Genomic DNA, 26706 nt, shown 5'->3' with positions numbered 1-26706 from the left:
GACGTAGACTTCTTACGTGTCTATGCCCATTTTCTTTTCAAGGAGTCACGGATGAACAATCCCGCCAGCGATTCAGCCTCATCACCGTCACCAGCAACCAGGGGCGAGACGACCGTCACGGTGCCCCCCAATGCCCACAAGGTGGTGATTCTGGGAGGAGGGGCCGGCGGGATTGCCGTGGCAGCCAGCCTGCTCAAGCGTCAGGCCGGCATGGATATCGCCATCGTCGAGCCATCGGAGCAGCACAGCTATCAGCCGGGCTGGACGATGGTCGGCGGCGGGATCTTCACCCCGGAGTCCACTCGCCGGTCGATGTCCACGGTGATGCCCAAGGGCGTGCACTGGTATCGTGAGTCCGTGGTGGGCATCGACGCGGACGCGCATGAGGTCACGCTGGGGGATGGGCGCAAGCTTCGCTATGAGCGTCTGGTGGTGGCCATCGGGCTTGAGCTGGACTGGGCGGCCATCGAAGGCCTCGAAGAGACCCTGGGCAAGAATGGCGTCACCTCCAATTACCGTTATGATCTCGCGCCTTATACCTGGCAGCTGGTGCAGTCCCTGCGCAGCGGTCGTGCGCTGTTCACCCAGCCACCGATGCCGATCAAGTGTGCCGGCGCCCCCCAGAAGGCGATGTACCTGTCCTGCGATCACTGGCAGCGTGAAGATGTGCTCGGTCAGCTGGAGGTCACCTTCCACAACGCCGGTGGGGTGATGTTCGGCGTGCCGGCCTATGTGCCTGCGCTGGAAGAGGCCGTGAAGGGCTATGGCATCGAGGTGCAGTTCCATCAGCGTCTGATCGCTGTGGATGGGGAAGCGCAGACGGCGCGCTTCGAGGTGGCGGCGGCCGAGGAAGGCGGTGAGCCGCAGATCGTCGAGCAGTCCTTCGACATGCTGCATGTGGTACCGCCGCAGAAGGCGCCGGCCTTGATCAAGGACTCGGGGCTTGCCAACGCCGCTGGCTGGCTGGAGCTTGAACCCGAGACCCTGCAGCACATCACCCATCCCGACATCTTCGGTCTGGGGGATATCAGCGGTACCTCGAACGCCAAGACCGCCGCGGCCGTGCGCAAGCAGGCGCCGGTGGTGGTGGAGAATCTGCTCGCGACCCTGGCCGGCGACTCGCTGGCGGCGGGCTATCGTGGCTATGGCTCCTGCCCGCTGACGGTGGAGAACGGACGCATCGTGCTGGCGGAATTCGGCTACGGCGGTGAGCTGCAGCCGACCTTCCCCAAGTGGCTCAATGACGGTACCCGTCCGACGCGCCTGGCCTGGCAGCTCAAGGCACGTGGCCTGCCGTTCATCTACTGGAACCTGATGCTCAAGGGCCATGAGTGGCTGGCGCGTCCGGCGTCACGCGATGTCTGAGCCGCCCGAGCTGACCAACACACGCTCGCGCGGCGCGCTGGCCCGCTGGCTGCCGCTGGCGGGTTGGCTTGCCCAGTATGATCGCCAGAGCCTCGGGCGAGATCTGCTGGCGGCGGTGATCGTCAGTGTCATGCTGGTGCCGCAGGCACTCGCCTATGCGCTGCTGGCGGGGCTGCCGGCGCAGGTCGGCCTGTATGCCAGCATGTTGCCGCTGGTGCTGTATGCGCTGTTCGGCACCAGCAGCACGCTGGCTGTCGGGCCGGTGGCGATCATCTCGTTGATGACGGCGTCTGCCATCGCAGGCATGAGCGGTGCCGATGGTGGCGCGCTCTCGACGCCCGAGATGCTCGCGGCTGCGCTGCTGCTGGCGCTCATCTCCGGTGCCATGCTGGTGGCGATGGGGCTGTTGCGGTTGGGGGCGCTGGTGAATTTCATCAGCCACCCGGTGATCTCCGGGTTCATGACGGCCTCCGGTGTCCTGATCATCGCCAGCCAGCTCGGGCCCATGAGCGGCCTGCGCCTGAGTGGCGGCAATCTGCTCGAGATGGGGGAGTCGTGGCTGTCATTGCCGCAAGGGGCCGGCGTGCATTGGCCGACACTGGCCCTCGGGCTGGGCTGCTGGGCCGCCCTGACGCTGGCGCGTCGTCATCTCAAGCAGGGCCTGATGGCCCTCGGGATGCGCGAGAGCGCGGCGGGCATGCTGTGCAAGACCACGCCGATCCTCGCCGTCATCCTGTCCAGTCTGCTGGCCTGGGGCCTGCAGCTTGGCGAGCAGGGCATGGCACTGGTCGGCAGCGTGCCCGGCGGCTTGCCCACCCTGAGCCTGCCGTCCCTTGTCAGCAATGACTGGTCGGGACTGCTGGTGTCGGCGCTGCTGATCAGCGTGGTCGGCTTCGTCGAGTCGCTGGCACTGGCCCAGACTCTCGCCGCGCGTCGACGTCAGCGCATCGACCCCGACAAGGAGCTGATCGCGCTGGGGCTCTCCAACATGGGTGCTGGGGTCAGCGGCGGCATGCCCATCTCGGGCGGGCTGTCGCGCTCGGTGGTCAACTTCGATGCCGGGGCCGCCACGCCACTGGCGGGGGCCTTCACGGCCATCGGCATTCTGCTCGCCAGTCTGTGGTTGACGGACTGGCTGGCGTGGCTGCCACGCGCGACGCTGGCGGCCATCATCATCGTCGCCTCCAGCAGTCTGATCGACCTCGCGGCGATCAGGCGCACCTTCCGCTACTCGAAGGGCGATGGGGTGGCCCTGATGATCACGCTGATCATCACCCTCGTGCAGGGGGTGGAGAGCGGCATCATCGTCGGCATCCTCGTGTCACTGGGGCTCTATCTCAAGCGCACCAGCCAGCCGCACAGTGCGCTGGTCGGGCGCGTGCCGGGCAGTGAGCACTTTCGCAATGTCGAGCGTCATGAGGTCGAGACCGACCCGGAGCTGGCGATACTGCGCATCGATGAAAGCCTGTATTTCGCCAATGCGCGCTATCTGGAAGACACCGTGCTGGCGCTGGTGGCACAGCAGCCGTCGCTCAGGCATCTGGTGCTGGCTTGCCAGGCGGTCAACCTGATCGATGCCTCCGCGCTGGAAAGCCTGGAGGTCATCAATGAACGCCTGACGGCAGCCGGGGTGTCGCTGCATCTGAGCGAAGTGAAGGGCCCGGTGATGGACCGCCTCAAGCGCTCTGAACTGCCGGTCAATCTCGGCGGCGAGATCTATCTGAGCACCTTCGATGCCTGGCAGGCGCTGAGCATCCACGGCAGCCATTGTGGCCAGTGCTGCGCACGGGATGGGGTCAGCCAGACGGCGGCGGCCGGCTGATAGGAGAAGGCGCTGGTTTCATGGGAAAGCCGTGAAGGGAAGCCGCAAAGGAAAAGTGGTGAAGTAAAAAGGTGAATGAAAACGCCCCGCCTCGGGGATTGCCGAGGCGGGGCGTTTTCGTCATCTGATCAGGCAAGACGCTCAGTCAATACTTTCAATCAAGTACCGGCCCGATGATGTGCTTGACCTCCAGATAGCCCGCCAGGCCCCAAGAGCCCAGCTCGCGGCCGATGCCGCTACGCTTGAAGCCACCCCAGCTGGCCTGTACCAGCGGCAGCTGCTCGCTGTTGTACCACACCACACCTGCACGCAGACGGCGGCCGACCTGCTGGGCGCGCCTGGCATCACCACTGACCACCGTGGCCACCAGCCCGAAATCGCTGTCGTTGGCGAGGCGAATCGCCTCGGCCTCATCCGCCACGCGACGTGAGCACAGCACCGGCCCGAAGATCTCCTCACGCCACAGACGGCTCTCCACCGGGACATCGGTGTAAAGCGTCGGCGCCACGAAGTAGCCCTTGGTCGGCAGGCTGCGATGGGTGTCATCGCGCAGCGCCGTCAGACCTTCCTCGCGCGCCACATTGAGATAGCCCAGCACGGTGTCACGTTGGCGGGCGCTGGTCATCGGTCCCATCTGGGTCGCGGCGTCCAGCGGGTCACCCAGCACCAGCGCGTCGATACGACTGGCAAGCGCGGTGTGCAAATCATCGGCGATGGCCGAATGCACCAGCAGGCGCGAGGTGGCGGAGCAGATCTGCCCGGCATTGAAGTAGATGCCGGCCATCACCCAGTCAGCGGCGTCGTCGATGTCGGCATCTTCCAGCACGATGATCGCTGACTTGCCGCCCAGTTCCAGTGACACCCCACGCGTACCGCAGGCCGCCGCCTGCATGACCTTCTCGCCGACCACATTGCTGCCGGTGAAGGAGATCTTGTCGATGCGCGGATGACGCGTCAGCGGCGCGCCGATGCCCTCGCCATCGCCGTGCAGCAGGTTGAACACGCCTGCCGGCAGTCCGGCTTCCAGCGCGATCTCGGCCATCACCTGTTCCGGCAGCGGCGTCACTTCAGACGGCTTGATCACCAGGGTGCAGCCCGCGGCGAGCGCCGGCGCGACCTTCCAGGCAGTGGTGACCAGCGGGAAGTTCCACGGCGTGATCAACCCCACCACGCCGGCCGGCTCCTGATAGCTGTGCGCCGCATAGCCTTCGACATCATGCGCGACCACCGCGCCCTGACGCGCATCCAGCGCGCGTGCCTGGGCGGCGTAATAGCGGTAGCAGCCGATGGCGTCATCGAGATCGATCTCGGCCTCGGTGCGAATCTTGCCGTTGTTGCGGCATGACATTTCCACCAGCGCTTCCCGGCGAGATGTCAGCCCCTCGGCGAAGGCCTCCAGATAGACCGCACGCTCGGCGCCACTCAGTGCCTGCCAGCCCTCGAAGGCATTGGCAGCCGCCGTGACGGCGGCCTCCACATCACGCGCATCCCCCGCCGTCACCTCGGCGATGACGGTTTCCTCGAAAGGATTGGTGACCGCCAGACGGCGCTCGCCGTGGGACTTGACCCACTCGTTGTTGATGAACTGCTGATCGAGCTTGTGCATTGAGGTAGCTGACATGGGAGTTCCTTGCCGCCAGTGACATACGGGGGACTGGCGGTCATTGATCAATGTTGTGAAAAGATGCGATGCGCCGAGTCGGACTCAGCCGGCGATCGAGCGTTGCCACCCGGCCGCGTTGATTTCCACCAGCAGCGGGGCGCTAGCGTCGCGCTCGTTCAAGGCGACCCGCAGTGCCTGGGGGGAATCGATGGCGACGGCGGCGCAGCCGAAGCCGCGGGCCAGCAGCTGGAAGTCGGGGGCCTGGATGTCGACGCCCAAGCGCGTGACGCCGGCGTTGTCCATGAAGCGGCGAATCTCCTCATAGCCCTGGTTGTGCCACAGCACGATGACGACCGGCAGCTGTTCTTCTACCGCGCAGGCGAGTTCCGACAGCGTGAACATGATGCCGCCATCGCCGACCAGCGCGATCACCGGCAGGTCCGGGCGGCCCAGGGTCGCGCCCATCGCGGCGGGCAGGCCGTAGCCGAGCGTGCCGTAGCCGGTGGAGGCATTGAAGTAGCGGCGCGGTGCCGGCTGGCTGAGCAGGTGGTTGGCTGCGTAGACCGTGGCGCAGGAATCGCCGACCCAGATCGCCTCCGGCAGCGCTTGCTGGAGGGTGTCGAACAGCGGCACGTAGGGCGCGAAGGCCGGGTCGGTCGGCAGGGCGAGGGCTTCCAGCGTGGCGGCGGTGATCTGCGCGCCGCGACCTGTGCCTTGGGGGCTGCCCTCGAGGTCAGTCAGTCGATCGGCGAGCGTCTCCAGCGCCAGGCTGGCATCGGCGACGATACCCAGCGCGGCGGCATGATTGCGCGCCAGCTGCTCGGGGTCGATATCGATGCGGATCAACTCTCCGCCGATCACGAAGCCATCATCGAACACCACGTCGTAATCGGTCTCGCCAAGCTCGGTGCCGATTGCCAGCACCACATCGGCGTCGCGCGCCAGATCGCGTACCGCAGGCAGTGCAGCATTGGCGCCGAGATCCAGCGGGTGGGCGCTGCCCAGAAGGCCCTTGGCATTGATGGTGGTGACGGTGGGGGCATCCAGCGCCTCCACCAGTTGACGCGCGGCCTCGGGCGCGGCGACACAGCCACCGCCCAGCAGTACCAGCGGGCGCTGGGCGCCTGTCAGAAGGGCCACGGCCTCGTCGATCAGCGTCGGGTCCGGCGCGAGACGCCCGATGCGTGAGCGCGTGACGTCATGGGTGCTACGACCGGCAGGCAGTGGAATCTCGGCATTGAACAGGTCGATGGGAATCTCGAGATGCACCGGGCCGGGGCGGGCACCCTCGAACAGCGCAAAGGCGCGGGCCAGCACTTCCGGCAGCGCGGACGGGTCGAGCAGGGTGTGGCTGAAGCGCGCCACGCCCGAGACCAGCTGCTGCTGGCTCGGCAGCTCATGCAGACGCCCCTGGCCACGCCCGAGGGTGTCGGAGCGATTGACGCTGGAGATCACCAGCATCGGGATGGAGTCGGCCAGCGCCTGGCCCATCGCGGTGGTGATGTTGGTCATCCCCGGGCCGGTGATGATGAAGCACACTCCGGGCTTGCCGGTGCTGCGGGCATAGCCATCGGCCATGAAGCCGGCGCCCTGTTCATGGCGCGGGGTGACGTGGCGAATGGTGCGCGCGGCGGGATCGGCGTCGGGCTCCAGGCCCCGGTAGAGTTCGACGGTATGTACGCCGGGAATACCGAAGACGGTATCGACGCCGTAGGTGTCACGCAGCAGTCGGATGAGGAGTTCAGCACAGGTCATGGCAGGCTATCCGGCAGACGGGAGCGCCGTGGCGCCCCCGGAAGTCATGAGGAAAAGGAGTCCTAGGAAAAGGAGTCCAAGGAACAGGAGCCCAGGCACAGGAGGCTGGTGGTGGCACAGCGCTCTTGCGGCGGGCTGGCCTCGGCTCAGAACACGAAGACGTGGGCGATACCAGCGATGATCGGCAGGGTGATCAGCGTGCGCAGCACGAAGATGGCCACCAGTTCCCAGATCTTGAGCGGAATCTTCGATTTGAGCAGCAGGGCACCGATCTCGGACATGTAGATCAACTGGGTCAGGGACAGGCAGGCGATCACGAAGCGGGTCAGTTCGCTGTCGATGTCCTTGGCCAGCACCGCCGGCAGGAACATGTCGGCAAAACCGACCAGCGTCGCCGGGGCTGCCTCTGCCGCGTGGGGAATCTGCAGCAGTTCCAGCAGCGGAATCATCGGGTAGGAGAGCCAGGTGAAGACCGGCGTGAACTCGGCCAGCATCAGCGCCACGGTCCCGATGGCGATCACCACCGGCAGCAGACCGAGGAAGATGTCCGCCACGTTGAAGCCGGCCGATTTCACCAGCTTGAGCGGGCCCGGGGCATGCTCGGCACGCGCGACGGCCATGCCGAGTGAGTAACGCAGCACGCCACAGTCGCTTTGGTTCTCTTCACTGATCTGACAGCCGACCGGCTCGTGGTAGTCATCACGCTTGCGCGACAGCGGCGGCAGACGCGGCACGATGACGGCGGCGATCAGGCCCGCGATGACGACGGTCAGATAGAAGGGCACGAACAGGTGATTGATGTTCATGAAGCTGGTGACCAGCAACGCGAAGGCAATCGAGACCACCGAGAAGTTGGTGGCGATCACCGCCGCTTCGCGCTTGCTGTAGAAGCCCTGCTCGTACTGCTGGGTGGTGATCAGCACGCCGACGGTGCCGGAGCCCATCCATGAGGCGGTGGCATCGATGGCACTGCGTCCCGGCAGATTGAAGATGGCGCGGAACGGGCGACGCACGAGGCTGCCGATGAATTCCATGAAGCCGAAGTCGACCAGCAGCGGCAGCAGAATGGCCGCGAAGAAGAAGAAGGTCAGCAGGACAGGGGCGAGATCATTGAGCATCACGCCGCCGGTGAAGGCCGCCGTGACGGCGGCTGGCCCCCACTGAAAGTAGGTCATCAGCGCGAAGATGGCGCCGAGGGCGCGCATGGCAAACCACACCGGCGCGACATCGAACAGCTCATGTGCCGCGCCCTGACGTGCCCAGTTCGGCTTGGCGAGCTTGACGAAGCCGGTGAGGATCACCGACAGACACAGCACCGCGACGGCGATGGCGGGCAAGGCGCTGCCGAGCGTGGCCTTGAGCCAATCGGCCATCAGGCCCATGCCGATGTTGATGGTGTCGCCAACGCTGAACGGCACCAGGAAGAAGCTGACGCCGAGCAGTGACGGCACCAGGAATTTCATCAGCCCCCTGGCGGTGAGCGGCACCGGGCGGGTGGCGATCAGGTCCTTCTTCGGGCGGGCCGCTGGGGTCGCGGCAGAGTCAGACGCGGAGTCATGCTGGGACGGTGCGTGCTCCGCCGTCGGGTCGATGCTGGTTGTCATTCGGGTCACCTTGATCTTGTTGTAATGGTCAGGCTCTGATCGGTCATTCGGCATGCGACTTGCCGTCTTCGCGGGGGATTCTTCACGTGCCAGGGACGGGACAGGCCCCTGGCACGCGACCCGCCCTCCGGCGGGGTCTTTCACTGGCAATGGAGGTGCGGTGCGACTCAGTCGCGCTGTTGCACGCCCGGCAGTACGCAGAGCATCTCGTAGAGCAGGGTCGCGCCCATCAGCGCGGTGTTGCCGCTGGTGTCGTAGGGCGGGGAGACTTCCATCAGGTCACCGCCGACGATATTGAGGCCACGTGCGCCGCGCACGATTTCCATGCCCTGGGGCATGGTCAGGCCGCCGGCTTCCACGGTGCCGGTACCGGGGGCGACGGAGGGGTCCAGTCCGTCGATGTCGAAGGTGATGTACACCGGGCGATCGCCCATCATGTCTCGCACTTCGGCCATCAGCGGGGCGAGTGACTTGAACCAGCACATCTCGGCGGTTTCCACACGGAAGCCCTGCTGACGGCACCAGTCGAAGTCATCGGCGGAGTAGCCGGTGCCACGCAGGCCGATCTGCACCACGCGGTGGCTGTCGAGCAGGCCTTCTTCCTGGGCGCGACGAATCGGCGTGCCGTGGGCGATGGGCTCGCCGAACATGTGGTCATTCACGTCGGCGTGGGCATCGATGTGGATCAGGCCGACCGGGCCGTGCTTCTTGGCGATGGCGCGCAGCACCGGCAGGGTGACGGTGTGGTCACCGCCCAGGGTGAGCGGCACGCAATCGTGGCTGAGCACTTCATCGTAGAATTTCTCGATGATGTCCATGCTCTTGGGCAGGTGGAAGGTGTTGATCGGCACATCGCCGATGTCTGCCACCTGCAGGCTGTCGAAGGGAGCGGCGCGGGTGGCCATGTTGTAGGGGCGCAGCATGCGCGATTCATCACGGATCTGACGCGGGCCGAGACGCGCGCCCGGACGGTTGGAGGTACCGATGTCCAGCGGAATGCCGATGAAGGCGGCATCCAGGCCTTCCGCGGTTTCCTGAGCCGGCAGGCGCATCATGGTGGCCGGGCCGCCGAAACGTGGCATGTCGTTGCCGCCCAGTGGCTGATTGAATTCGCTCATCTGTCTCTCCAGGGTCTTGAGTCGCTCGCGATACGCTGACGGCGAGCGGGGTATTGTGATGGTTCGCCTGATCGCCTGGCCGGACGGTGTCATGAAAGCCGGCGATTCTCCTTGGCGCATACCCCAGCATTGCAGTAACCATGCCAATTTTCAGTCGATTGATTTTATTGGGTTTTTTAAAGAGGTGGTTGTCGAGTGATTCATTTGTGGATCACCCTTCCGCCAATACCGATTCAAAAATGGATCGTCGATTCATTTGTGGATCACATTCAGGCATCATCGAGAGTGTCTTTCAGCGCAGTACTTGCAGCGCACTGTCAGGTAGTGCGCTGTCGTCAAAAGCACCTCTTGAAAGACGTGCAAGAAAGAGCCGGTAAAAAGAAGTGCTGGAAAGACCTGATAGATAGCCCCGCCCCGATTCACAGGCTCGACCATGAGGTGCCCGCCATGTCAGAGCTCGACCACCAGATTCTCAAGACCATCATCGACACCGCCCACGACCACTACTTCGTGGTGAGCGCGGATGGCCAGGTGATGGATGTCAGCCCCGGCGCCGCGGCGGTCTATGGCATGACGCGTGAGGCACTGTGTGCCGCCAACGTGCATGACCTGGAAGCCAGCGGGGTGCTCAAGCCCTCCATCAGCCTGGAGGTGCTGCGCACAGGGAGAACGCTGCAGATGATGCAGCTCACCGCCACCGGGCGGCGGGTGGTGGCGCAGGCGCATCCGGTATTCGTCGCGGGCAAGCTTGAGTGCGTGGTCAGCCGCTCGATGGATCTCACCGATATCCAGCTGTTGCAGCAGGAATATGCCGTGCTCCAGCAGCGCTTCACGGATCACCTGCGCCGCAACTCGCGGGGCAGTGAGCTGGGCGGGGGGAGTGCGGGGGAAAGTGATTGGGGGGCGGTGGGGAGTGCGCGCTCGGGTGCCGAGCAGACCACCCATGACGCGCGGCAGCAGGGGCGTGCCCTCTGCGAGCAGGCCGCGCGTGAGCAGGCCGAGTGCGAGGACGCCGCGCTGGAACTGGGCGAACTGCAGGTCAAAAGCCCCGTGATGCGTGAGATAGCGCTGCTGCTCAAGCGGGTCGCGCCCACCAACGCCACGGTATTGATGCTGGGCGAATCCGGGGTCGGCAAGACGGCCTTCGCGCATCAACTGCATCGCTGGAGCCAACGCGCCGACGGCCCCTTCATCGAGGTGAACTGTGGCGCCATCCCCGAAAGCCTGTTCGAGTCCGAGATGTTCGGCTATCAAGCCGGTGCCTTCACCGGCGCGGGCAACCGTGGCAAGGCGGGCCTGATGGAACAGGCCGAAGGCGGCACCCTGTTTCTGGATGAAATCGGTGAGCTGCCGCTCGCCACCCAGACCAAGCTGCTCAAGGTGATTCAGGACGGAATGATCACCCGCCTGGGCGACACCACCACCCGCCGCGCCGACTTCCGACTGGTCGTCGCCACCAATCAAGACCTCGCCGCCCGCGTGGAGCAGGGCCAGTTCCGCCTCGACCTCTACTACCGCATCAATGTGCTCCCCGTCAGCCTGCCGCCGCTGCGCGAACGCCGCGAAGACATTCCCGCCCTGATAGAGCAACACCTCTCACGCCTCAATCAACGTCACGGTCGTCGCAAGCTCCTCGACGCTACCCTATGGCCCGTTCTCATGCGTCAGGACTGGCTCGGCAATATCCGCGAACTGGAAAACTGGCTGGAACGCGCCTGGCTCAGCGCCCCCAGTGATGTCATCGACAGCGACTCAGTAAAATCACTGCTCAACACTTGTTCCACGAATAACGCTAATGGACTAGGCAATTCATTTGGCTTCAGTAATGACAAATCCAATGGAATAGGCGTTACTGAAAGTTTTCCCACTGCCGATACCTTACATAGTGACAATTCCCTCTCAGCGCCTGCCGCTGAGGGGGCGGTAGCCATGCCAATCCCGAAACTCGGCCCCAACGAAACGCTCAAGGAAGGCTTGGCACGTATCGAAGCGCAATGGCTCCAAGAGATGGCTGCCGAGTTACCCAGTACTTATGCGATAGCGAAGAGAGCAGGGATTAGTCAGCCGTCGGTAGTAAGGAAGTTGAAGCATATGTTATTAAAATAATTACCATGTGTCGGATTCCATGTGATTGACCAATCGATTAGCCAATCACACGGGGTCCGACAGCTACCTGAAACACAATTATATTCACTTTATTAGGGATTTATTGTACAATTTGGGGTTGAATGCTGAGCGTTCCACATAACACCGCCATCAGAGAAATGTGTCATGTCCGAAAAAATACTTTCCAAAGCTTCTGCTGAGGATTTACCTTCTACGATAATAAAGCTTCCTGAGAAGAATGAGGTGCACGATGCCATGTTGGGGAGTGCCTCATGAGCAACTCCACACAGCGTAAGGTGAAGAAAACTCCCAATCCAATCTTGGTCTGGTCTGGGGTGTTTCTCCTCGTGGGTGCCTTCTGGCATCATTTCGCCAATACTGACCCGACACCGTCACGTATTTTGGCGGTGCTTGGGATTGTCATCATGTATATCGGGTTTCATGCAAAGTCTGGGGCAACTCCCGATGAGGCGAATACGGCCAACCAGGAGAAGGCTCCAGAAGCCCCCCCGGCCATGGGCACGATTGAGGGCCCTGGCTCCGAATTGACAGATGAAAGCTCGAAATCGAAAGACAAAGAAGCTCTCAAAGAGAAAATTGAGCTGAGATGTAACTGTATTATAGTCGGTCAGATAATAGCAGCTGCGATTCTGGCCATGGGCTTAACTTCCACTAGTAACAACATGTATAACACCATTGTACTGGTGATCGTCTCTGGCTTTGGCTACCTTGGAATCTCAATTTTTGGTAATGGTTACTTAATCAGCAAATCGCATGTGCATTATGCCTATGCGCTTATTGGCGTGTTGGGATACTTCGCAACGCCCGTCGTTTTTATGCTTGGGCGATAATTCATATAATTTGTTAACTCCCTCACTCAATATATGAGGGAGTTAAATGCCTATTCAAAAATTAATCATGCACTCAGCGCCATAACCGTCGAGCAGCCGGTGTACCTCATCGCATAGGTGCTCAAATGCTAGATATGCACTCAGTGGCAGCCATGCATACCTCATCTGCCGTCGGTGAATCTCAATCAGATTCAGCTCCGGCGTGTACGCCGATAGGTAGGTCAAGCACACACGCTGCGACATCCACTCAACCATCTTCGTCTGAACGCCTTGGAGTGCTGCATGCTGGCATTGTCCAGCACCACGACGGCGAAGGTATCAGGGGCTTTCTGAACGGCAAACTGGTCGAATGCATCGATGACTGTCTCGGTAGTCATGGTTCCGCTCCGACCTCTACTACCGCATCAATGTGCTCCCCGTCAGCCTGCTGCCGCTGCGCGAACGCCGCGAAGACATTCCCGCCCTGATAGAGCAACACCTCTCCCGCCTCAATCAACGTCATGGTCGCCGCAAACTCCTCGACGCCTCGCTATGGCCCGTCCTCATGCGCCAGGACTGGCTCGGCAATATCCGCGAACTGGAAAACTGGCTGGAACGCGCCTGGCTCAGCGCCCCCAGTGATGTCATCGACAGCGACTCAGTAAAATCACTGCTCAACACTTGCTCCACGAATAACGCTAATGGACTAGGCAATTCATTTGGCTTCAGTAATGACAAATCTAATGGAATAGGCGTTACTGAAAGTTTTCCCACTGCCGATAACTCTCATAGTCCCAATTCCCTCTCAGCGCCTGCCGCTGAGGGGGCGGTAGCTATGCCAGTACCCAAACTCGGCCCCAATGAAACGCTCAAGGAAGGCCTTGCGCGTATAGAAGCACATTGGTTACGCGAGATGGCTGCCGAGCTGCCCAGTACCTATGCGATAGCCAAGAGGGCAGGGATCAGTCAGCCGTCGGTGGTGAGAAAACTAAACAAAAAAGCTAGTCTTTAATTAACTGTTAACTCTGGGTTTAATTAGTTGGCTGTGTTGTTTTTAACTAGATAGAGTAGTTGTTCATGATAAATAATGTGTTCCCTAAAAGTACAATTGATCTCCTGTCCTCTGTACTAACAGTGTTTTTTAAGTTTGGATTGATGTTTGGTGGTTTTGTTTTTTTCTTATATTGTTTGAGGATAGGGTATTTTCCTACAGGTGTGTCTTTAGGTGATGGGCTTATATTTATATTTTGCGCCGGATCCTTTTCTATTATATTTTTGTTGTTTATGATTCCGAATATATGCTTAGGTTTGTTGATGTTGTCTTTTATATCCTTCCTGTCAAAAAGGGTAGTGCTTAGGCTGAACAAGAACAAGTGGAGATATGATGTCGATAAAGATATTTATAATGTAAGATATTTTAATTTATTTATTGTGCTAATGTCTCTTTCCGCAATAATAATAATAATCGGGTCAAATTGGCCTGCAGGGAAAAAAATAGATAGTTTCGATGATATGTTATCATCTTTCCTGTCTTTTTCTTTGTTAGTTTCATTTTTGGTGCCCTTATTAAATGGCATGATGTTTTATTTGCTAGTGTATGTCACGAAAAAAAGAAGTTTACTTTATGATTATCGTAGTCAAAGCGTAAAGAGTGATCATTCAAACACTAACTTTTCCATGTTTATTGGAGCAGTTGTCTTTTTAATGATGGTAATCACAGCAGGCTTAGGCGGGAAGGGTGGTGAAATGCTCGTGGGATCTATGAAAATGTTAGGTATACGTACAGAGAATGTTATTGTCCACATTAAAAAGCCATACTATACCTACGCCAAGCTTCACCAAATTAACCTACTTCCTAGTGAATTTGGAGAGTCATATATGAGGATGGAAAAAGCTGATATATTAATGAGTGGCTTTGGTGATAATGTTGTTGTTGGATTTGAAGAGAGCAAGGACAAGTTAATTATACCCAAAGATTATGTATTCGTTGTTCACGAGTAGTCAATGTCACAAAATGATATAATTTATTGATTCAGTGCGGGCAAGTATTCATGTCAACGGCGTACTTTTTATCTACTGCTTGTATGTTAAAGCTTAAATGATTCTTGGTGGATTTTTATGATTAGGTTAATATTCGGCTATTTCTTGGGGTTACTAACTGCTCTAATTTTTTTGTTTTACCAAGATAAACTGAAAGATTATCTAACGATTGGCGTAGTTATTAATATGGTGATCGCTACTGCTACTGTTATTGCTGTGATTATTCATCTGAGCTCTGTTGTTATATCAAGGCGCGATAGAGTTTGGGATGCAAACAAGCATGTGCTTATGGACTTTAGGGAGGCACTCTCGGAAGTTATCGAGGCAAATGATTATTACTCTAAGATAGAGCTTGCTAGAATTTTTAATGAGGAGCCTCCAGATGAGGAAAACAAGCCTAAGGAAGAAGTGTATTACGTTTATAGTAAAAAACATAAATTTATTAAGGATGTATATGGCTCGATTTTAGATGCAAATTTAATTAAAGCTATGGATGTTAGTTGTAAAGAAAATAATAAAATAAATGGGCGCGTTCACCAAGAAGATCTTAATATATTGGAGGCTTACTCTAAATCATCTGATTTATATGGGAATTTAAAAAGAGAGCTCGATATATATATTGCAAAAAAGTCAGGTATTAAGATGAGAGTTGGTGCATTAACTTCTCTTAAATCTAAGCTATATAAGTATCTCTAAGGTACACTATATTCATTTCATCACCACCAGACTCCCCATCACCCCTTCACACAACGGCTTGATCTCACTGAAGCCTTCTTCGACGGTGAGGTCTGTCTTGGCTTTGGCGTAGGTGGTGCCGTCGGCGGTGGGGTGGTAGCTGGTGCAGTGCAGGCGGATCAGCTTGTCGTCTAGGAAGAGGCCGTATTCGCGGGTCTGTGAGGTGATGGGCATGCCCTGGTGTCGTTGTGTCATGGCGATATCGAACCAGTAGGCCTGACGGTGATCCACTCGGGTCAGGCCGGAGTCGAGCATCTGACTGTTGATGGGCGCCCACTGGGCCAGCGTATTGGTGGAGGCCATCACCTTGAGCTGCGCGTCACTGACGGTGTCGCCATGCAGGTCATAGATCTCGAGGATGATCATGTCGGTGCCGGTACCGGCCTGACTCTGCCACTTCTGCACGATATGCGGCAGGCGACCCTCGGCGGCAGACCATGAGGCGGGCAGGTGCAGCGCAAGGTTGATGCCCAGCGACTTGGGATGGCCCTTGGTGTGGAACTGCTGGAAATAGCCGTCGTACAGCTCGTACACCGGCTCGATCTGATATTTGGTCGCCAGCAGAAATTCCTTGAACGGCGAGGGCAGGTATTCCCCCTGGGCGCGCAGATGAATGGCCTCGATGAAGCGGGCCGCGAAGTCGCTGGTCAGCTTGTCGGTGGTCAGCTGCGAATCCAGTTCCTTCTTTATCTGACGGCGAATGCCATCCAGCACTTCGCGTGCGTGCTCCTGCCCCATCAGGGTGGCGAGGTTGTCCGCCAGACGATGGGTGATGTTGGGGAAGGCATTGTCGAAATAGGCGGAGGCAAGCTCTGCATCCGGCGCGAGGCCGGGATACTCCTCGGCGATGCGTGACAGCGTGATGTCCTGGGCGATGACGAAGCCGTAGGTACTGCTCAGCGTATTGATGACCTGGGGCGAGGAGCGAAACTGTGCCGCTTCGGCGCGTGCCGAGGCACCGGGAGTCATGAGACATGAGCCCAGGCTCAGGCCGAGCGTGAAGGCGGTGACGGCCAGCCCGGGAATTGCCCCAAAGGAGCGTATTACGGCAAACGCCATGCGTGACATCCTGTCAGAGTGCGATCAATTCAATCCTATCATCGGCTTACGACGACTTCTCGTGTGCTGGCGCTGTTCAGATGCCTAATCAGGCAGAAGTATCAGGCTGTGCGTCATGCGCCGCACGCGGTTTCCCTTCAGAGAGCAGCAGACAACGATGTCCAGACGACACCAGTATTCGGTTGAACTTGAGTGGACCGGCAATCGCGGCGATGGCACCCGCCATTACACCGCCTACGAGCGCGATTTCGTGGCCCGTGTCAGTGGCAAGCCGAGCATTGAAGGCTCCGCCGACCCTGCCTTTCGGGGCGACGCTGCCCGCTGGAATCCGGAAGACATGCTGGTGGCCTCCGTCTCGGCTTGCCACAAGCTGTGGTATCTGCACCTGTGTGCCGAGGCCGGCATTCGTGTCATGAGCTATCACGACCACGCCGAGGGCACGATGCAGGAAGGCGCGCCTACCGCTGTTGGCAAGACTCAGACAGAGAGCCAGGGCGAGGCGGGACGTTTCACCTCCATCGTGCTGCGACCCGAGATCACGCTGGCCGCCGGTGACGATATCGCTCTCGCTCATGAGCTGCACCACAGGGCGCATGCGCTATGCTTCATCGCCAATTCGCTGAATTTTACGGTCAGCTGTGAGGCGGTGATCACCCATCAGTGATACGTGGCAAACTATTCGCATCGGACTGACCGTGTCTTACAAGACCGTGTCAGAACCCAAAAGGCCACCAGAGCAATCTGGTGGCCTTTTTTGCTTTCAGCCTCTCTTTAAAGAGAAACAGCGTCTCGCGAACTGATCAAACGAGGGGCTCAACCCCGTGCGTTCACTTCCTCGATCAGTTGGCTTGCGCCGGTGAGGTCCGGCAGGCAGGCGCCGTCGGCGATCTTCGCCAGCAGTACGTCTTCCGCTTCTTGCACCTCGATGGCGTGGGTGGCGATGGCCGAGACTTCCTCGGGCGCCATCACGATGACACCGCTTTCATCGGCGAGGATGGCATCGCCCGGATTGACGACCACGCCGCCGATGCTGACCGGCACGTTGAGCGCGCCGCCGATCCCGGCGAAGCGGGTGGTAAGCGAGGCGACCCCGCGACTCCACACCGGGAAATGCTTGTCGCGAATGGTCAAGGCGTCGGTGGCCATGCCGTCGATCACCACGCCGGCCACGCCGAGGCGCGAGGCGACCGTGGTCATCACGCCGCCCCAGCAGGCGCGGTGACGATCGCCCTGACGATGCACGATCAGCACATCGCCCGGGCGCACCAGACGCATCAGGTGGTTGAGCAGGGTGCCATCTTCCGGCGGCAGCGAAACGGTGACGGCGGTACCGGCAATCCGTACCTGGGGCAGCATGCAGGCAATCGCCGGTTCGACGAAGCCGTGGGTGTGGAAGTGGCCGATGGTGGCCGTCTCGCACTGGGTGAGCTGTGCCAGCAGCTCCGGCGCGACCTGGTCTGGCATGTCATTGAGTTGGTACATGGAAGTCTCTCGGCGTGGTCGGTCAGATCAGGCTGGGCAGGAAGGTGGTGAGTGCCGGTACCCAGTAGAGCATCAGCATCGCGAACAGGAAGCAGATGACGATGGGCCAGGCGGCGGCGTAGATGGTCTGCATCGGGGTCGCGGGGGCGGCACCTTTCACCGCGAACAGGTTGTAGCCGAAGGGCGGGGTGAGACTGCCCACCGAGATGTTGATCAGGAACAGCGTCCAGAACCACACCGGGTCAAAGCCATACAGCTTGACCAGCGGCGCGTAGATGGGAATCACCACCATCATGAAGGCGATCTGGTCGATGAACATGCAGGCGATCAGCGGAATCAGCATCAGGATCAGCAGCATCCATACCGGGTCGAGATCCAGTCCGGTCACGCTGCTCACCAGCCCGCTGGTGGCGCCGGTGAAGCTCAACAACTGCGAGAACAGTTTCGAGCACGCCAGGATCAGGATGATCATGGTGCTGACCTTGAGCGACGACATCACCGCTTCGCCCGCCATCTTGAAGGAGAACTTGCGGTAGTAGGCGGCGACCAGCAGTGAGCCCAGTACGCCGGTGGCAGCGGACTCGGACGGTGTGGCGATACCGAGCAGGATCAACCCGAGCACGGCGAAGATGATGATGCTGAACGGCAGCATGTTGATCAGGGCGCGACGCTTTTCCTTTGCCGTGCCGCCACCGCTTTCATCGACCGGCGGCGCACGGCGCGGGTCCAGCGTGATGCGCACCTTCACGTAGAGGATGAACAGCGCAGCCAGCAGGATACCCGGCAGAATGCCCGCGATCAGCAGCCGCGCGATGGAGACATCCACCATCGAGCCGATGATGATCACCAACAGGCTCGGCGGGATGATCGGCGCGAGACTCGCCCCCCCCAGAATCAGGCCGATGGAGAGCTTGTCGTCATAGCCGCGCTCCTGCATGGTCGGCAGCGCCGAGCGGCTGAGCATGGCGGTCACGGCCAGTGCCGAGCCGGACAGGGCGCCGAACAGGGTCGAGAGGGCGACGACGAAGAAGTAGAGGCGGCCTTTCATGCGGCCCATCAGGGCATCCAGCGAGTCGAAGATCACATCGATGGAGCCGGAGCGGAACAGCAGCTCCCCCATCAGCACGAACAGCGCGATGGTGGTCAGCGTCTCCGAGGTCATGCTGTCGTAGACACTGTTGGCGAACATGCCAAAACCGGCGGTGCCCATCAACCACAGCGTGCCCAGCACGTTGATGGTCAGGAAGGCGGCGAAGACGGGGATGCCGAGGGCGAACAGGCCCATCAGCAAGGCGATGGCCAGGCCCAGAGAGAAATACCATTCCATGACTCAGGGTCCTTTTCTGGCGTCGGTGGTCGCCGAGGAGGCGGCGGAGTCGGAGTCGTCCGATGGGGTCGCCTCGGGCGCGGCGCGCGTGAAGGCGTGGCGCAGGAAGTAGAGGGCCGCATTGATCAACGCGTAGGCGATGAAGGAGGACACCCAGACCTTGGGGATATCGAGCCCCATGGCGGTGGTGGTGTGGTACTGGAACTGACGCAGGCTTTCCTGCAGGCAGATCCAGCCGGCCACGGCGCAGACGCCACCGGTGATCAGCGCCAGCAGGCGGTCATAGAGGGCGCGGGTGGCAGGGCTGAGGCGTTCCGGCAGCACGGTGATGGCGATATGGCCATGGGTACGTGCCAGTTCCGGCGCGGCCAGCGAGATGGAGAGGCACAGCAGGTAGGCCACCATCGCGCCGGACCACAGGGTGGGCGAATTGAAGAAATAGCGCGCGATGACTTCCAGCCAGAAGCACAGGACGATGCCACACAGAGTGACACCGCCCAGAAGGAAGCCTGCTCGCGTCACGCCGTCATGCACACGTGCAAGCAGGGTTGGCATGGTGGATTCCTTACTCGCTGACGGTGGTCAGATGCTTCTCGATCGCCAGCTCGCGCATGGCGGTCACGGCTTCCGGCGACTTGTCGATGCCCAGCTGCCAGATACCGTCGGTGACCAGGGCATCCAGACGCTCGGCGTCTTCCGGGGCGAATTCGGTGGCCTGCATGCCAGCCTCGTTCAGCGCCTTCCATTCCTCGATCGCCAGTTCATCCAGCACCGGGACGATCTCGGTCTCCAGCTGACGGCCCTCGTCAAGCAGCACCTTCTGCTGCTCTGGGGTCAGGCTGTTGAAGGCGTTGAGGTTCATCAGCACGAAGTTGTAGGTCTGACCGAAGGTCGGCTTGGAGTAGTAGCCGGCGACTTCTTGCCAGCCCATGTCCTTGACGCCGTTCAGGCCCCAGGCCGCGCCGTCGATCACGCCACGGTCCATCGCCGAGTAGACGTCGCCACTGGACATCAGCACCGGCGTACCGCCCAGCCCCTTGGTGACATTGGTATAGGTGGGACTGCCGCGCAGACGGCGGCCGTCCAGACCCGGCGTGCCGGTGATCGGCTCCTTCAGCACGTACTGGAAACCATGGCTGCCCAGCGGCGGAATCGCGATCAGCTTGAGGCCCAGGCCGTTGTAGTGCTCATCGACCATGTCCCACAGGCCGGATTCGCGGGTCTGTTCCGGATTCACCGCCACGCCATCCATCGCCGCGCCAACGCCAGTGGTGTTGGTGTGATAGGCGGCGTGGGTGTAGAGCAGCTGGAAGACACCGGCAGCGACAGGCTGCAGCTGCTCGAAGGGCGGCACGACGTCCGGGCCGGTCAGCTGGATGGTGAGGTCGGCAGCGTCATTGGCTTCGACTTCCTTGATGAAGCGCTGGGCGATTTCACGGGAATAGGCGGTGGTCTGGTCGTAACTGGACAGCATGCGTAGTTCGGTGGCCATTGACTGGGTGGCCGGGAGCAGTGCGAGCAGCGGGAGCAACAGAGCGGGCTTGAGGGTTTTCATAGCAGTTTCCACTTTATCGTTATTGTGTCGGGCGATGCTGACTGCACGTACCTGGTGGGATCAGATGGCCAGGAGGTGCAGCGGCGTCCCTTGCGACTTGTCGTTGATGGTACGTCTTCAATCTATGAGCCGCCTTGGCTGCGGTCAACGAATCATCAGCCTTTTGGGCTTTCAAATTTCAATATGCAGTATTTGCGAGATTTATGTAAGAAAACCTGTGTGTTTGGTCCAGTGACTTCCAGCGTAAATTCGAGGGGCATAGTTCGGCAATTCAAGGCAAAGTCTCGGTACGAACCACAAGGCAATACGAGATGATCCTGGTAGAGAATCCAGAGTGATACTGGCAGATAACCCAGAATACTTCTGGTCGATACAGGGGGGGGATCTGGTGGAAAACGATGAAATAAAAGGTGAGAACGTAAGGGAAGGGGGAGAAGAAGAGGAAAGAACAGACACCACTGCAAGAAAGACAAGAACCGCAGGGCTTCGAGCGAAGACCGCCACAAGGCCCCGGTTCTCGATGTCGTGATGACAGCATCGGGAACCGGGGCTTCATGTTGCATGCATCAGGTCCTATGCATCAGGTTTCATGCATCATGTGTCATGCATGACGAGGCGTGCCTCAGTGTCTGACAGCGGCGCGAGCCCCGCTCATCAGGCTCAGCGCGTGGCGGTGTCGGTCGCGAGGTTCAGACTCGGCTTGCGCAGCGCCAACGGCATCAGTGCCAGCGAGACCGGCAGGCCGATCATCACCGGATGCAGCCCGAAGGGATGACCCAGCAGCTGCCAGAGAATGGCGGTGGCAAGCCCGCCCCACATCATGATCACCCCGCCGCGCGGGTCCGGCGTGCGGCGACACAGGGCGACCACCGTCGGCACCAGTACCCCGCAGACCAGCATCGCGCTGCCGAGAATCCAGATATCCAGCAGGCGCGGGGCGTAGAGTGCCAGACCCAGCGAAATCAAGGACATGGCGATCACCGAGTGACGGCTCATGCGCAGCATGAAGGCATCATCACGGCCCTTCATGCGCGGCTTGATCACGTCATTGGCAATCGACGAGGCGCCGGCGATGAAGAACGAATCCGCACACGAGATGATGGTCGCCAGCAGCACCACGACCATGCTGACCATCAGCGGCAGTGGCAGGGTGGCCTTGATGATGGCGTAGAAGGACAGGTCCGGATTGGCCACCGCGATGTCCAGCCCCAGCCTGGCGAAGGCGCCGATCAACACCACGGCACCACCGACCAGCAGCGTGAAGACGATGGCCACGGCGTAGCCGGTACGTGCCGCCTTGAGGCTGCGCGCGGCCCAGAAGCGCTGCCACAGGTCCTGGCGCACGAACTGATAGGCGCCGATGGTCAGCATGTAGACCGCCAGTTCATGGCCGGAGATGCCGGTCAGGCTCAGGAAGTCAGGGCTGCCCTGTGGTGTGGGCGATGCACTGATGATCTCCCAGCTGCCGCTGGCGTAGTAGACGGTGACCAGCAGGAAGAAGATGCCCAGTGTCTGCAGGGTACCGAGAATCGCATCCGACCAGATGACCGCCATCAGGCCGCCCAGCCACGTCTTGGCGGTCAGCAGCGCCCAGGTCAGCAGGATACCCACCGGCAGCGCCAGGCCGAACACCAGCTTGAGCACCGTGGCCACCGCCACGAACTGCATGCCGGTGATGGCCGCGTAGGCGCACAGGATGCTCAGCAGAGTGGGGAGTCTGACCCCCTCGCCGAAACGGCTGACCAGAAAGTCGGCCAGTGTCACCATCTCCAGGCGCCGGCCTTCGGCGTGAATCTTGCCGATGAAGAAGTACAGCGCGATGCCGGCGACGGTCATGCCCACCGGCAGCCACAGCTGCCCCATGCCGAAGGTGTAGCCCTTGGAGACGAAGCCCAGCAGGGTGGAGCCGCCGACGGCAGTGCCGACAAGCGTGCAGATCAGCGGAAAGGTCGCGGTGGAACGGCCGGCGACATTGTAGTCATCATAGGTCTTGATACGGCGAAAGAAATACAGCGAAAGCCCCATCAGAAATAAGCCACATGCTATGATCATGATCGAGAGAATCTCGGTTTCTCGGCTATCGAACATTGTCATTTTTCCGCATTGTTGATGTTGTATTGATCGTCATTGCCAGCTTGAGAGAAAGGCAATATATCACTCAAGTGGATGGCAATGGCGAGGCAGTGCCGACTTTCATGCTACCTGGCTCGTCACGAAGACGTTGCGTGGCCATTGCCACGCCGGGTGCGTCATTTTCTGGACAGGAATCCTCGCCATGCGACCCATCCATGACACTCTGGACTGGAACCTGCTGAGAACCTTCATCGTCATCGTTCAGGAGGAAAGTGTCAGTCGAGCGGCAGCCCGTCTCTATCTGTCCCAGCCGGCGGTGAGTCTGTCACTCAAGCGTCTGGAAGAGCGTCTCGGGCAACGGTTGATTGAACGAGACAGTCACAGCTTTCGCGTGACAGGGGCGGGGCAGGTGGTCTATCGCGAGGCCGTGGAGATCTACGCCAACGTGGCGCGTCTCGCCTCTGAGGTGGGCAACAGTCATACGGAGATTTCCGGGCATGTCTCGCTCCTTTTCATTACCGGCATCGAGTGCCGATTCCTTGATAGCGTGTTCGCGCGCTTTCATCGCTGTTTCCCCCAGGTCACCTTCTCGATCCAGGAGATGTCCAGTCACGAGGTACAGCAGGGCCTGTTGCAGCGCCAGGGCGCGCTGGGCATCTGCCTGGCGCAGCAGACACCGGAGCCACTGATGTCCCAGGTGCTGGCGCGCCAGAATTACCGCTACTTCTGTGGTCGCATGCATCCGCTCTTCGGTCAGCAGAATCTGCCGCTGGAGGCGCTGCGCAATGAGCGTTATGTCTCCTTCGGCAGCGAGCAGCTCGATGGCGTGCTGTCTCCGCTGGCGATGTTCCGCGCCCGCGAGGGCTTGCAGGGCCCGGTGATCGGTCAATCCAGCAGCCTGCAGGAAATCCGCCGCATGGTGCTGGCCGGCTGGGGCATCGGCTGCATGCCGGAGCACATCGTGCGGCGTGAGGTCGAGGAGCAGCAGCTGTGGCCCTTGCCACCCTACGGTGGCGTGGCCGATATCGACCTGCACCTGATGTGGCACCGTGAGGCGCGTTTCAGCGCCGCCGAATCCACCTTCGTCGACTTCCTGCACAACGCGCTGGCCAAGGTGCCGCTGGAAGAACGCCTGCATCGCGGTCTGGAAATGCAGCTGCCGGACCCCAATGCCGTGCTGGCCAGTGACGGCGCGCCCGCCACTTGAGTCACCCCTGGCGCTCGATCAAGACCTTGTCGTGAAGACCGTCCTCAAGCCCGTCCTGAAGCGCGTTCTGAATGGCCCGCGCCGCTGTCACCAGTCAGTCCGGGTGGCAGCGGCGCTTCGGGGGCGCCCCTCGAGGGCCGACCGACAGCTCAATAGGCCAGATTGATCCAGGTGGTCTTCAGGTCGGAGTACTTGTCCAGCGCGTGCAGTGACTTGTCACGCCCGAACCCGGACTGCTTGACGCCACCGAAGGGCACGCTGATATCGCCATCGGCGTAGCAGTTGACCCACACCAGCCCCGCCTTCAAACGCCGCGAGACACGATGGGCACGCGCCAGATCCCGCGTCCACAGCCCAGCGCCCAGGCCATAGATGGAATCATTGGCCAGTTCGATGGCCTCTTCCTCGCCGCTGAAGCGGGTCACGCCCAGCACCGGGCCGAAGATTTCCTCGCGCATCACGGTGCTGTTCTGGCCGCCTTCCACGATGGTCGGCTCCAGATACCAGCCGCCGGCAGTGGCGTCGCTGGGGGCGATGGCGCGGCCGCCCTGATGCAGTGTCATGCCTTCCGAGAGCGCTGTCTCGACGAAGCCGAGCACCTTCTCGTGGTGGTCCGCGCTGACCAGTGCGCCCATGCGCGTGGCCGGGTCGAGCGGATCACCGGCCGGCATGGCGCGGGCGCAGGCGATCAGGCGCGGCATGAAGTCATCGAAGATGGCCTCATCGACATACAGGCGGGAGCCGGCGATACAGACTTCGCCCTGATTGATGAAGATGGCGTCTGCCGCGGCGCGTGCGGCCATGTCGAGATCCGGGCAATCGGCGAACACGATATGCGGCGACTTGCCGCCACACTCCAGCCACACCCGCTTCAAGTTGGAGTCGCTGGCGTAGCGCATGAAGCGCTTGCCGGTGGCGGTGGAGCCGGTGAAGGCAAGCGCATCGACTTCCATGTGCAGGCCAAGCGCCTGGCCCGCCACCGCGCCCAGCCCCGGCGTGACGTTGAAGACGCCCGCCGGAAGGCCGGCTTCATCGGCGAGTGCCGCCAGACGCAGCGCACTCAGGCTTGAGGATTCGGCCGGCTTGAGTACCACGCTGTTGCCCAGCGCCAGCGCCGGGGCGAACTTCCACGACGCGATCATCAGCGGGAAGTTCCACGGCACCACCGCCGCGACCACGCCCAGCGCTTCACGGGTAATGGTGGCGTGCACGTTCTCGCCGGTGGGCGCGATCTCGTCGTAATGCTTGTCGATGGCCTCGGCATACCAGGCCACCGAGCGCGCGGTTTCCGCCAGATCAAAACCCAGGCTGTCGCCGATCGGCTTGCCCATCTCCAGTGTCTGCAGCAGCGCCAGCTCTTCGGCATGCTCGCGGATCAGCTGCGAGAAGCGTTGCAGCACGGCCTTGCGCGCCTGGGGTGACTGGCGCGACCACACGCCGGAGTCGAAGGCACGCCGCGCCGCCATCACGGCGCGGTCGATGTCCTGCTCGGTGCAGGCGGTGACGTGCGCCAGTACTTCGCCGGTGGCCGGATTCCAGGCCGGAAAGGTGTCGCAGCCGGTGCTTTCCACATAGGCACCGTCGATGAAGGCACGGGTCTCGAAGGTCAGCGCTGCCGCGCGCTGCTGCCAGTCGGCATGGGTCAGCGGGGCGGCAGTGGTCGAAGCAGTGGCAGTGCTCATTGGGCGTTCTCCGCGGTCGTGGTGTTGGCGCTGTCGGCGAGAGAGCCGCGGCTGACGACACCGGCGCGCTTGAGCATCGCCAGCAGCAGGACGTTGGCACCGGCTTCGAGATCGGCAGGCTCGGCGTTCTCGCTCTCGTTGTGGCTGATGCCGTCCTCGCAGGGCACGAAGATCATCGCCACCGGATTGATGCCGGCGATCTGCACGGCGTCGTGACCGGCGCCGGTTTCCATGTCGCGAAAGCTGAGGTTCAGTTCTTGACTTGCACTGCGCACCATCTCGATCAGTTCCGGCGCGAAGGGCGTCGGCGGAATGTGCTGGACTTCGATGAGTTCGACATCGACGCGCTGCTTGTCGCTCTGATTGGCGGCGTGATGCTTGAGGCACAGCGCCTTGAGCTGGTCGTGCATTTCGGCGAGCACCGCCGGTTCCAGATGGCGCAGGTCGACACTGAAGCGCACCTGGCCCGGAATCACGTTGCGCGAGTTGGGATGCACATTGAATTCGCCACAGGTGACGCGGCCGTTGGGCTGGTAGTCATCGGCCAGCGTCAGGATGTCGCTGACCAGCGCGCAGGCGGTCTTGAGCGCATCGCGACGGTAAGGCATCGGCGTCGGGCCGGCGTGGGCTTCCTGACCGCTGACCACCACGTCGAACCAGTGCAGGCCCAGCGAGCCGGTGACGGCCCCGATGGTGATCTCCTCCTGCTCCAGCACCGGACCCTGCTCGATGTGCGCCTCGAAATAGGCGCCGAAATCATGGCTGCCCACCGCCACGTCGCCGGCATAGCCAGTGCGCTCAAGCGACGCGGCAACGCTGTCGCCGTCGCGGTCGGTGGCGGCCAGCGCCTTCTCCAGCGGAATCAGGCCCGCATGCACGCCGGACCCCATCATCACCGGCACGAAGCGGCTGCCTTCCTCGTTGGTCCAGATCACCACTTCCAGCGGCGCTTCGGTCTCGATGCCGTGCTCATCCAGCACGCGCATGACTTCCAGGCCGGCCAGCACGCCGAAGCAGCCGTCGAACTTGCCGCCGGTGGGCTGGGTGTCGATGTGGCTGCCGGTGGCGATCGGCGGCAGGCTGTCATCTCGGCCCGGACGACGAGCGAAGATGTTGCCGATCTCGTCGACGCGCAGCGTCAGGCCAGCGGCCTCGAGCCAGCCAGTGACCAGCTCGCGGCCGGCACGGTCTTCTTCGGTGAGGGCCAGACGGCAGTTGCCGCCCTTGGGCGTCGCGCCGATCTCGGCCAATGTCATCAGCGCGTCCCACAGGCGCTTGCCATCGACGCGCAGGGCGAGGGAGTCCAGCACGTCTTGAGTCGCTTGAGTTGAGGATGTGCTCAT

20 protein-coding genes and 2 pseudogenes are annotated in these 26706 nt (G+C 60.9%); 9 read left to right on the top strand and 13 right to left on the bottom strand.

What is annotated here, in order from left to right:
• Positions 1–51: 51 nt before the first annotated feature.
• Together QD172_RS01090 and sulP are read left to right on the top strand one after the other, a co-directional pair.
• Complete coding sequence (locus tag QD172_RS01090) at positions 52–1365, top strand: FAD/NAD(P)-binding oxidoreductase (protein ID WP_279854616.1); 1314 nt, start codon at positions 52–54, stop codon at positions 1363–1365.
• Positions 1358–3187, top strand: a complete 1830-nt coding sequence (sulP, locus tag QD172_RS01085) for a sulfate permease (RefSeq protein ID WP_279854615.1) — start codon at positions 1358–1360, stop codon at positions 3185–3187. The genes QD172_RS01090 and sulP overlap by 8 nt, the downstream gene beginning before the upstream one ends.
• A 154-nt stretch (positions 3188–3341) precedes the next feature.
• On the opposite strand, the gene QD172_RS01080 is transcribed toward sulP, so the two are convergent.
• The 4 genes from QD172_RS01080 to speB form a co-directional block, all read right to left on the bottom strand.
• On the bottom strand, positions 3342–4808 hold the full coding sequence (locus tag QD172_RS01080) for an aldehyde dehydrogenase family protein (RefSeq protein ID WP_279854614.1): 1467 nt from the start codon (positions 4806–4808) through the stop codon (positions 3342–3344).
• 84 nt (positions 4809–4892) lie between these two features.
• Positions 4893–6545: a 5-guanidino-2-oxopentanoate decarboxylase gene (locus QD172_RS01075; protein WP_279854613.1), complete on the bottom strand. Its 1653-nt coding sequence runs from the start codon at positions 6543–6545 to the stop codon at positions 4893–4895.
• 146 nt (positions 6546–6691) lie between these two features.
• Positions 6692–8008 carry a YjiH family protein gene (locus tag QD172_RS01070; RefSeq protein ID WP_084209696.1) on the bottom strand — a complete coding sequence of 439 codons (1317 nt, stop codon included), beginning with the start codon at positions 8006–8008 and terminating at the stop codon, positions 6692–6694.
• A gap of 308 nt (positions 8009–8316) precedes the next feature.
• Positions 8317–9267, bottom strand: a complete 951-nt coding sequence (speB, locus tag QD172_RS01065) for an agmatinase (protein ID WP_077376000.1) — start codon at positions 9265–9267, stop codon at positions 8317–8319.
• 447 nt (positions 9268–9714) lie between these two features.
• On the opposite strand from speB, the gene QD172_RS01060 reads away from it, so the two are divergent.
• Positions 9715–11373: a sigma 54-interacting transcriptional regulator gene (locus tag QD172_RS01060; protein ID WP_279854882.1), complete on the top strand. Its 1659-nt coding sequence runs from the start codon at positions 9715–9717 to the stop codon at positions 11371–11373.
• Between the two features lie 272 nt (positions 11374–11645).
• The gene (locus tag QD172_RS01055; protein WP_279854612.1) at positions 11646–12224 is read left to right on the top strand and encodes a hypothetical protein; all 579 of its coding nucleotides are present in this window, start codon (positions 11646–11648) and stop codon (positions 12222–12224) included.
• A 54-nt stretch (positions 12225–12278) separates the two neighbouring features.
• Here QD172_RS01055 and QD172_RS01050 read toward each other — a convergent pair.
• A pseudogene (locus QD172_RS01050) lies at positions 12279–12610 on the bottom strand (transposase); the annotation flags it as partial.
• Between QD172_RS01050 and QD172_RS17340 the strand changes: the two are divergent.
• From QD172_RS17340 to QD172_RS01035, 3 genes and pseudogenes are all read left to right on the top strand, one after another.
• Positions 12604–13215: pseudogene (locus QD172_RS17340) on the top strand (hypothetical protein); the annotation flags it as partial. The pseudogenes QD172_RS01050 and QD172_RS17340 overlap by 7 nt on opposite strands.
• A 65-nt stretch (positions 13216–13280) precedes the next feature.
• A complete protein-coding gene (locus tag QD172_RS01040) occupies positions 13281–14204 on the top strand; it encodes a hypothetical protein (RefSeq protein WP_279854611.1) in 924 nt (307 codons plus the stop codon).
• Positions 14205–14348: 144 nt separating this feature from the next.
• Positions 14349–14939 carry a hypothetical protein gene (locus QD172_RS01035; protein ID WP_279854610.1) on the top strand — a complete coding sequence of 197 codons (591 nt, stop codon included), beginning with the start codon at positions 14349–14351 and terminating at the stop codon, positions 14937–14939.
• Between the two features lie 12 nt (positions 14940–14951).
• On the opposite strand, the gene QD172_RS01030 is transcribed toward QD172_RS01035, so the two are convergent.
• Positions 14952–16037 (bottom strand): hypothetical protein, encoded by a 1086-nt coding sequence (locus tag QD172_RS01030; protein ID WP_279854609.1) that lies wholly within the window; start codon positions 16035–16037, stop codon positions 14952–14954.
• A 157-nt stretch (positions 16038–16194) separates the two neighbouring features.
• Here QD172_RS01030 and QD172_RS01025 point away from each other — a divergent pair, with 157 nt between their 5' ends.
• Positions 16195–16701: an OsmC family protein gene (locus tag QD172_RS01025; protein WP_279854608.1), complete on the top strand. Its 507-nt coding sequence runs from the start codon at positions 16195–16197 to the stop codon at positions 16699–16701.
• 149 nt (positions 16702–16850) lie between these two features.
• On the opposite strand, the gene QD172_RS01020 is transcribed toward QD172_RS01025, so the two are convergent.
• From QD172_RS01020 to QD172_RS01000, 5 genes are all read right to left on the bottom strand, one after another.
• Positions 16851–17519 (bottom strand): RraA family protein, encoded by a 669-nt coding sequence (locus QD172_RS01020; RefSeq protein ID WP_279854607.1) that lies wholly within the window; start codon positions 17517–17519, stop codon positions 16851–16853.
• 22 nt (positions 17520–17541) lie between these two features.
• On the bottom strand, positions 17542–18846 hold the full coding sequence (locus QD172_RS01015; RefSeq protein ID WP_077376018.1) for a TRAP transporter large permease subunit: 1305 nt from the start codon (positions 18844–18846) through the stop codon (positions 17542–17544).
• A 3-nt stretch (positions 18847–18849) separates the two neighbouring features.
• Positions 18850–19401 (bottom strand): TRAP transporter small permease, encoded by a 552-nt coding sequence (locus QD172_RS01010; protein ID WP_141391557.1) that lies wholly within the window; start codon positions 19399–19401, stop codon positions 18850–18852.
• Positions 19402–19411: 10 nt separating this feature from the next.
• On the bottom strand, positions 19412–20401 hold the full coding sequence (dctP, locus tag QD172_RS01005; protein ID WP_084208578.1) for a TRAP transporter substrate-binding protein DctP: 990 nt from the start codon (positions 20399–20401) through the stop codon (positions 19412–19414).
• Positions 20402–21061: 660 nt separating this feature from the next.
• Complete coding sequence (locus QD172_RS01000) at positions 21062–22489, bottom strand: sodium:solute symporter family protein (protein ID WP_191237080.1); 1428 nt, start codon at positions 22487–22489, stop codon at positions 21062–21064.
• Between the two features lie 187 nt (positions 22490–22676).
• Here QD172_RS01000 and QD172_RS00995 point away from each other — a divergent pair, with 187 nt between their 5' ends.
• The gene (locus QD172_RS00995; RefSeq protein ID WP_084208581.1) at positions 22677–23681 is read left to right on the top strand and encodes a LysR family transcriptional regulator; all 1005 of its coding nucleotides are present in this window, start codon (positions 22677–22679) and stop codon (positions 23679–23681) included.
• Between the two features lie 149 nt (positions 23682–23830).
• On the opposite strand, the gene QD172_RS00990 is transcribed toward QD172_RS00995, so the two are convergent.
• Both QD172_RS00990 and QD172_RS00985 read right to left on the bottom strand, forming a co-directional pair.
• On the bottom strand, positions 23831–25363 hold the full coding sequence (locus QD172_RS00990; RefSeq protein WP_279854606.1) for an aldehyde dehydrogenase: 1533 nt from the start codon (positions 25361–25363) through the stop codon (positions 23831–23833).
• Complete coding sequence (locus QD172_RS00985; protein WP_279854605.1) at positions 25360–26706, bottom strand: Zn-dependent hydrolase; 1347 nt, start codon at positions 26704–26706, stop codon at positions 25360–25362. The genes QD172_RS00990 and QD172_RS00985 overlap by 4 nt, the downstream gene beginning before the upstream one ends.

Origin of the sequence: Cobetia sp. 10Alg 146 (assembly GCF_029846385.1) — a bacterium.
Classification (GTDB): domain Bacteria; phylum Pseudomonadota; class Gammaproteobacteria; order Pseudomonadales; family Halomonadaceae; genus Cobetia; species Cobetia marina.
This window is presented reverse-complemented; position numbering and strand designations above follow the sequence as displayed.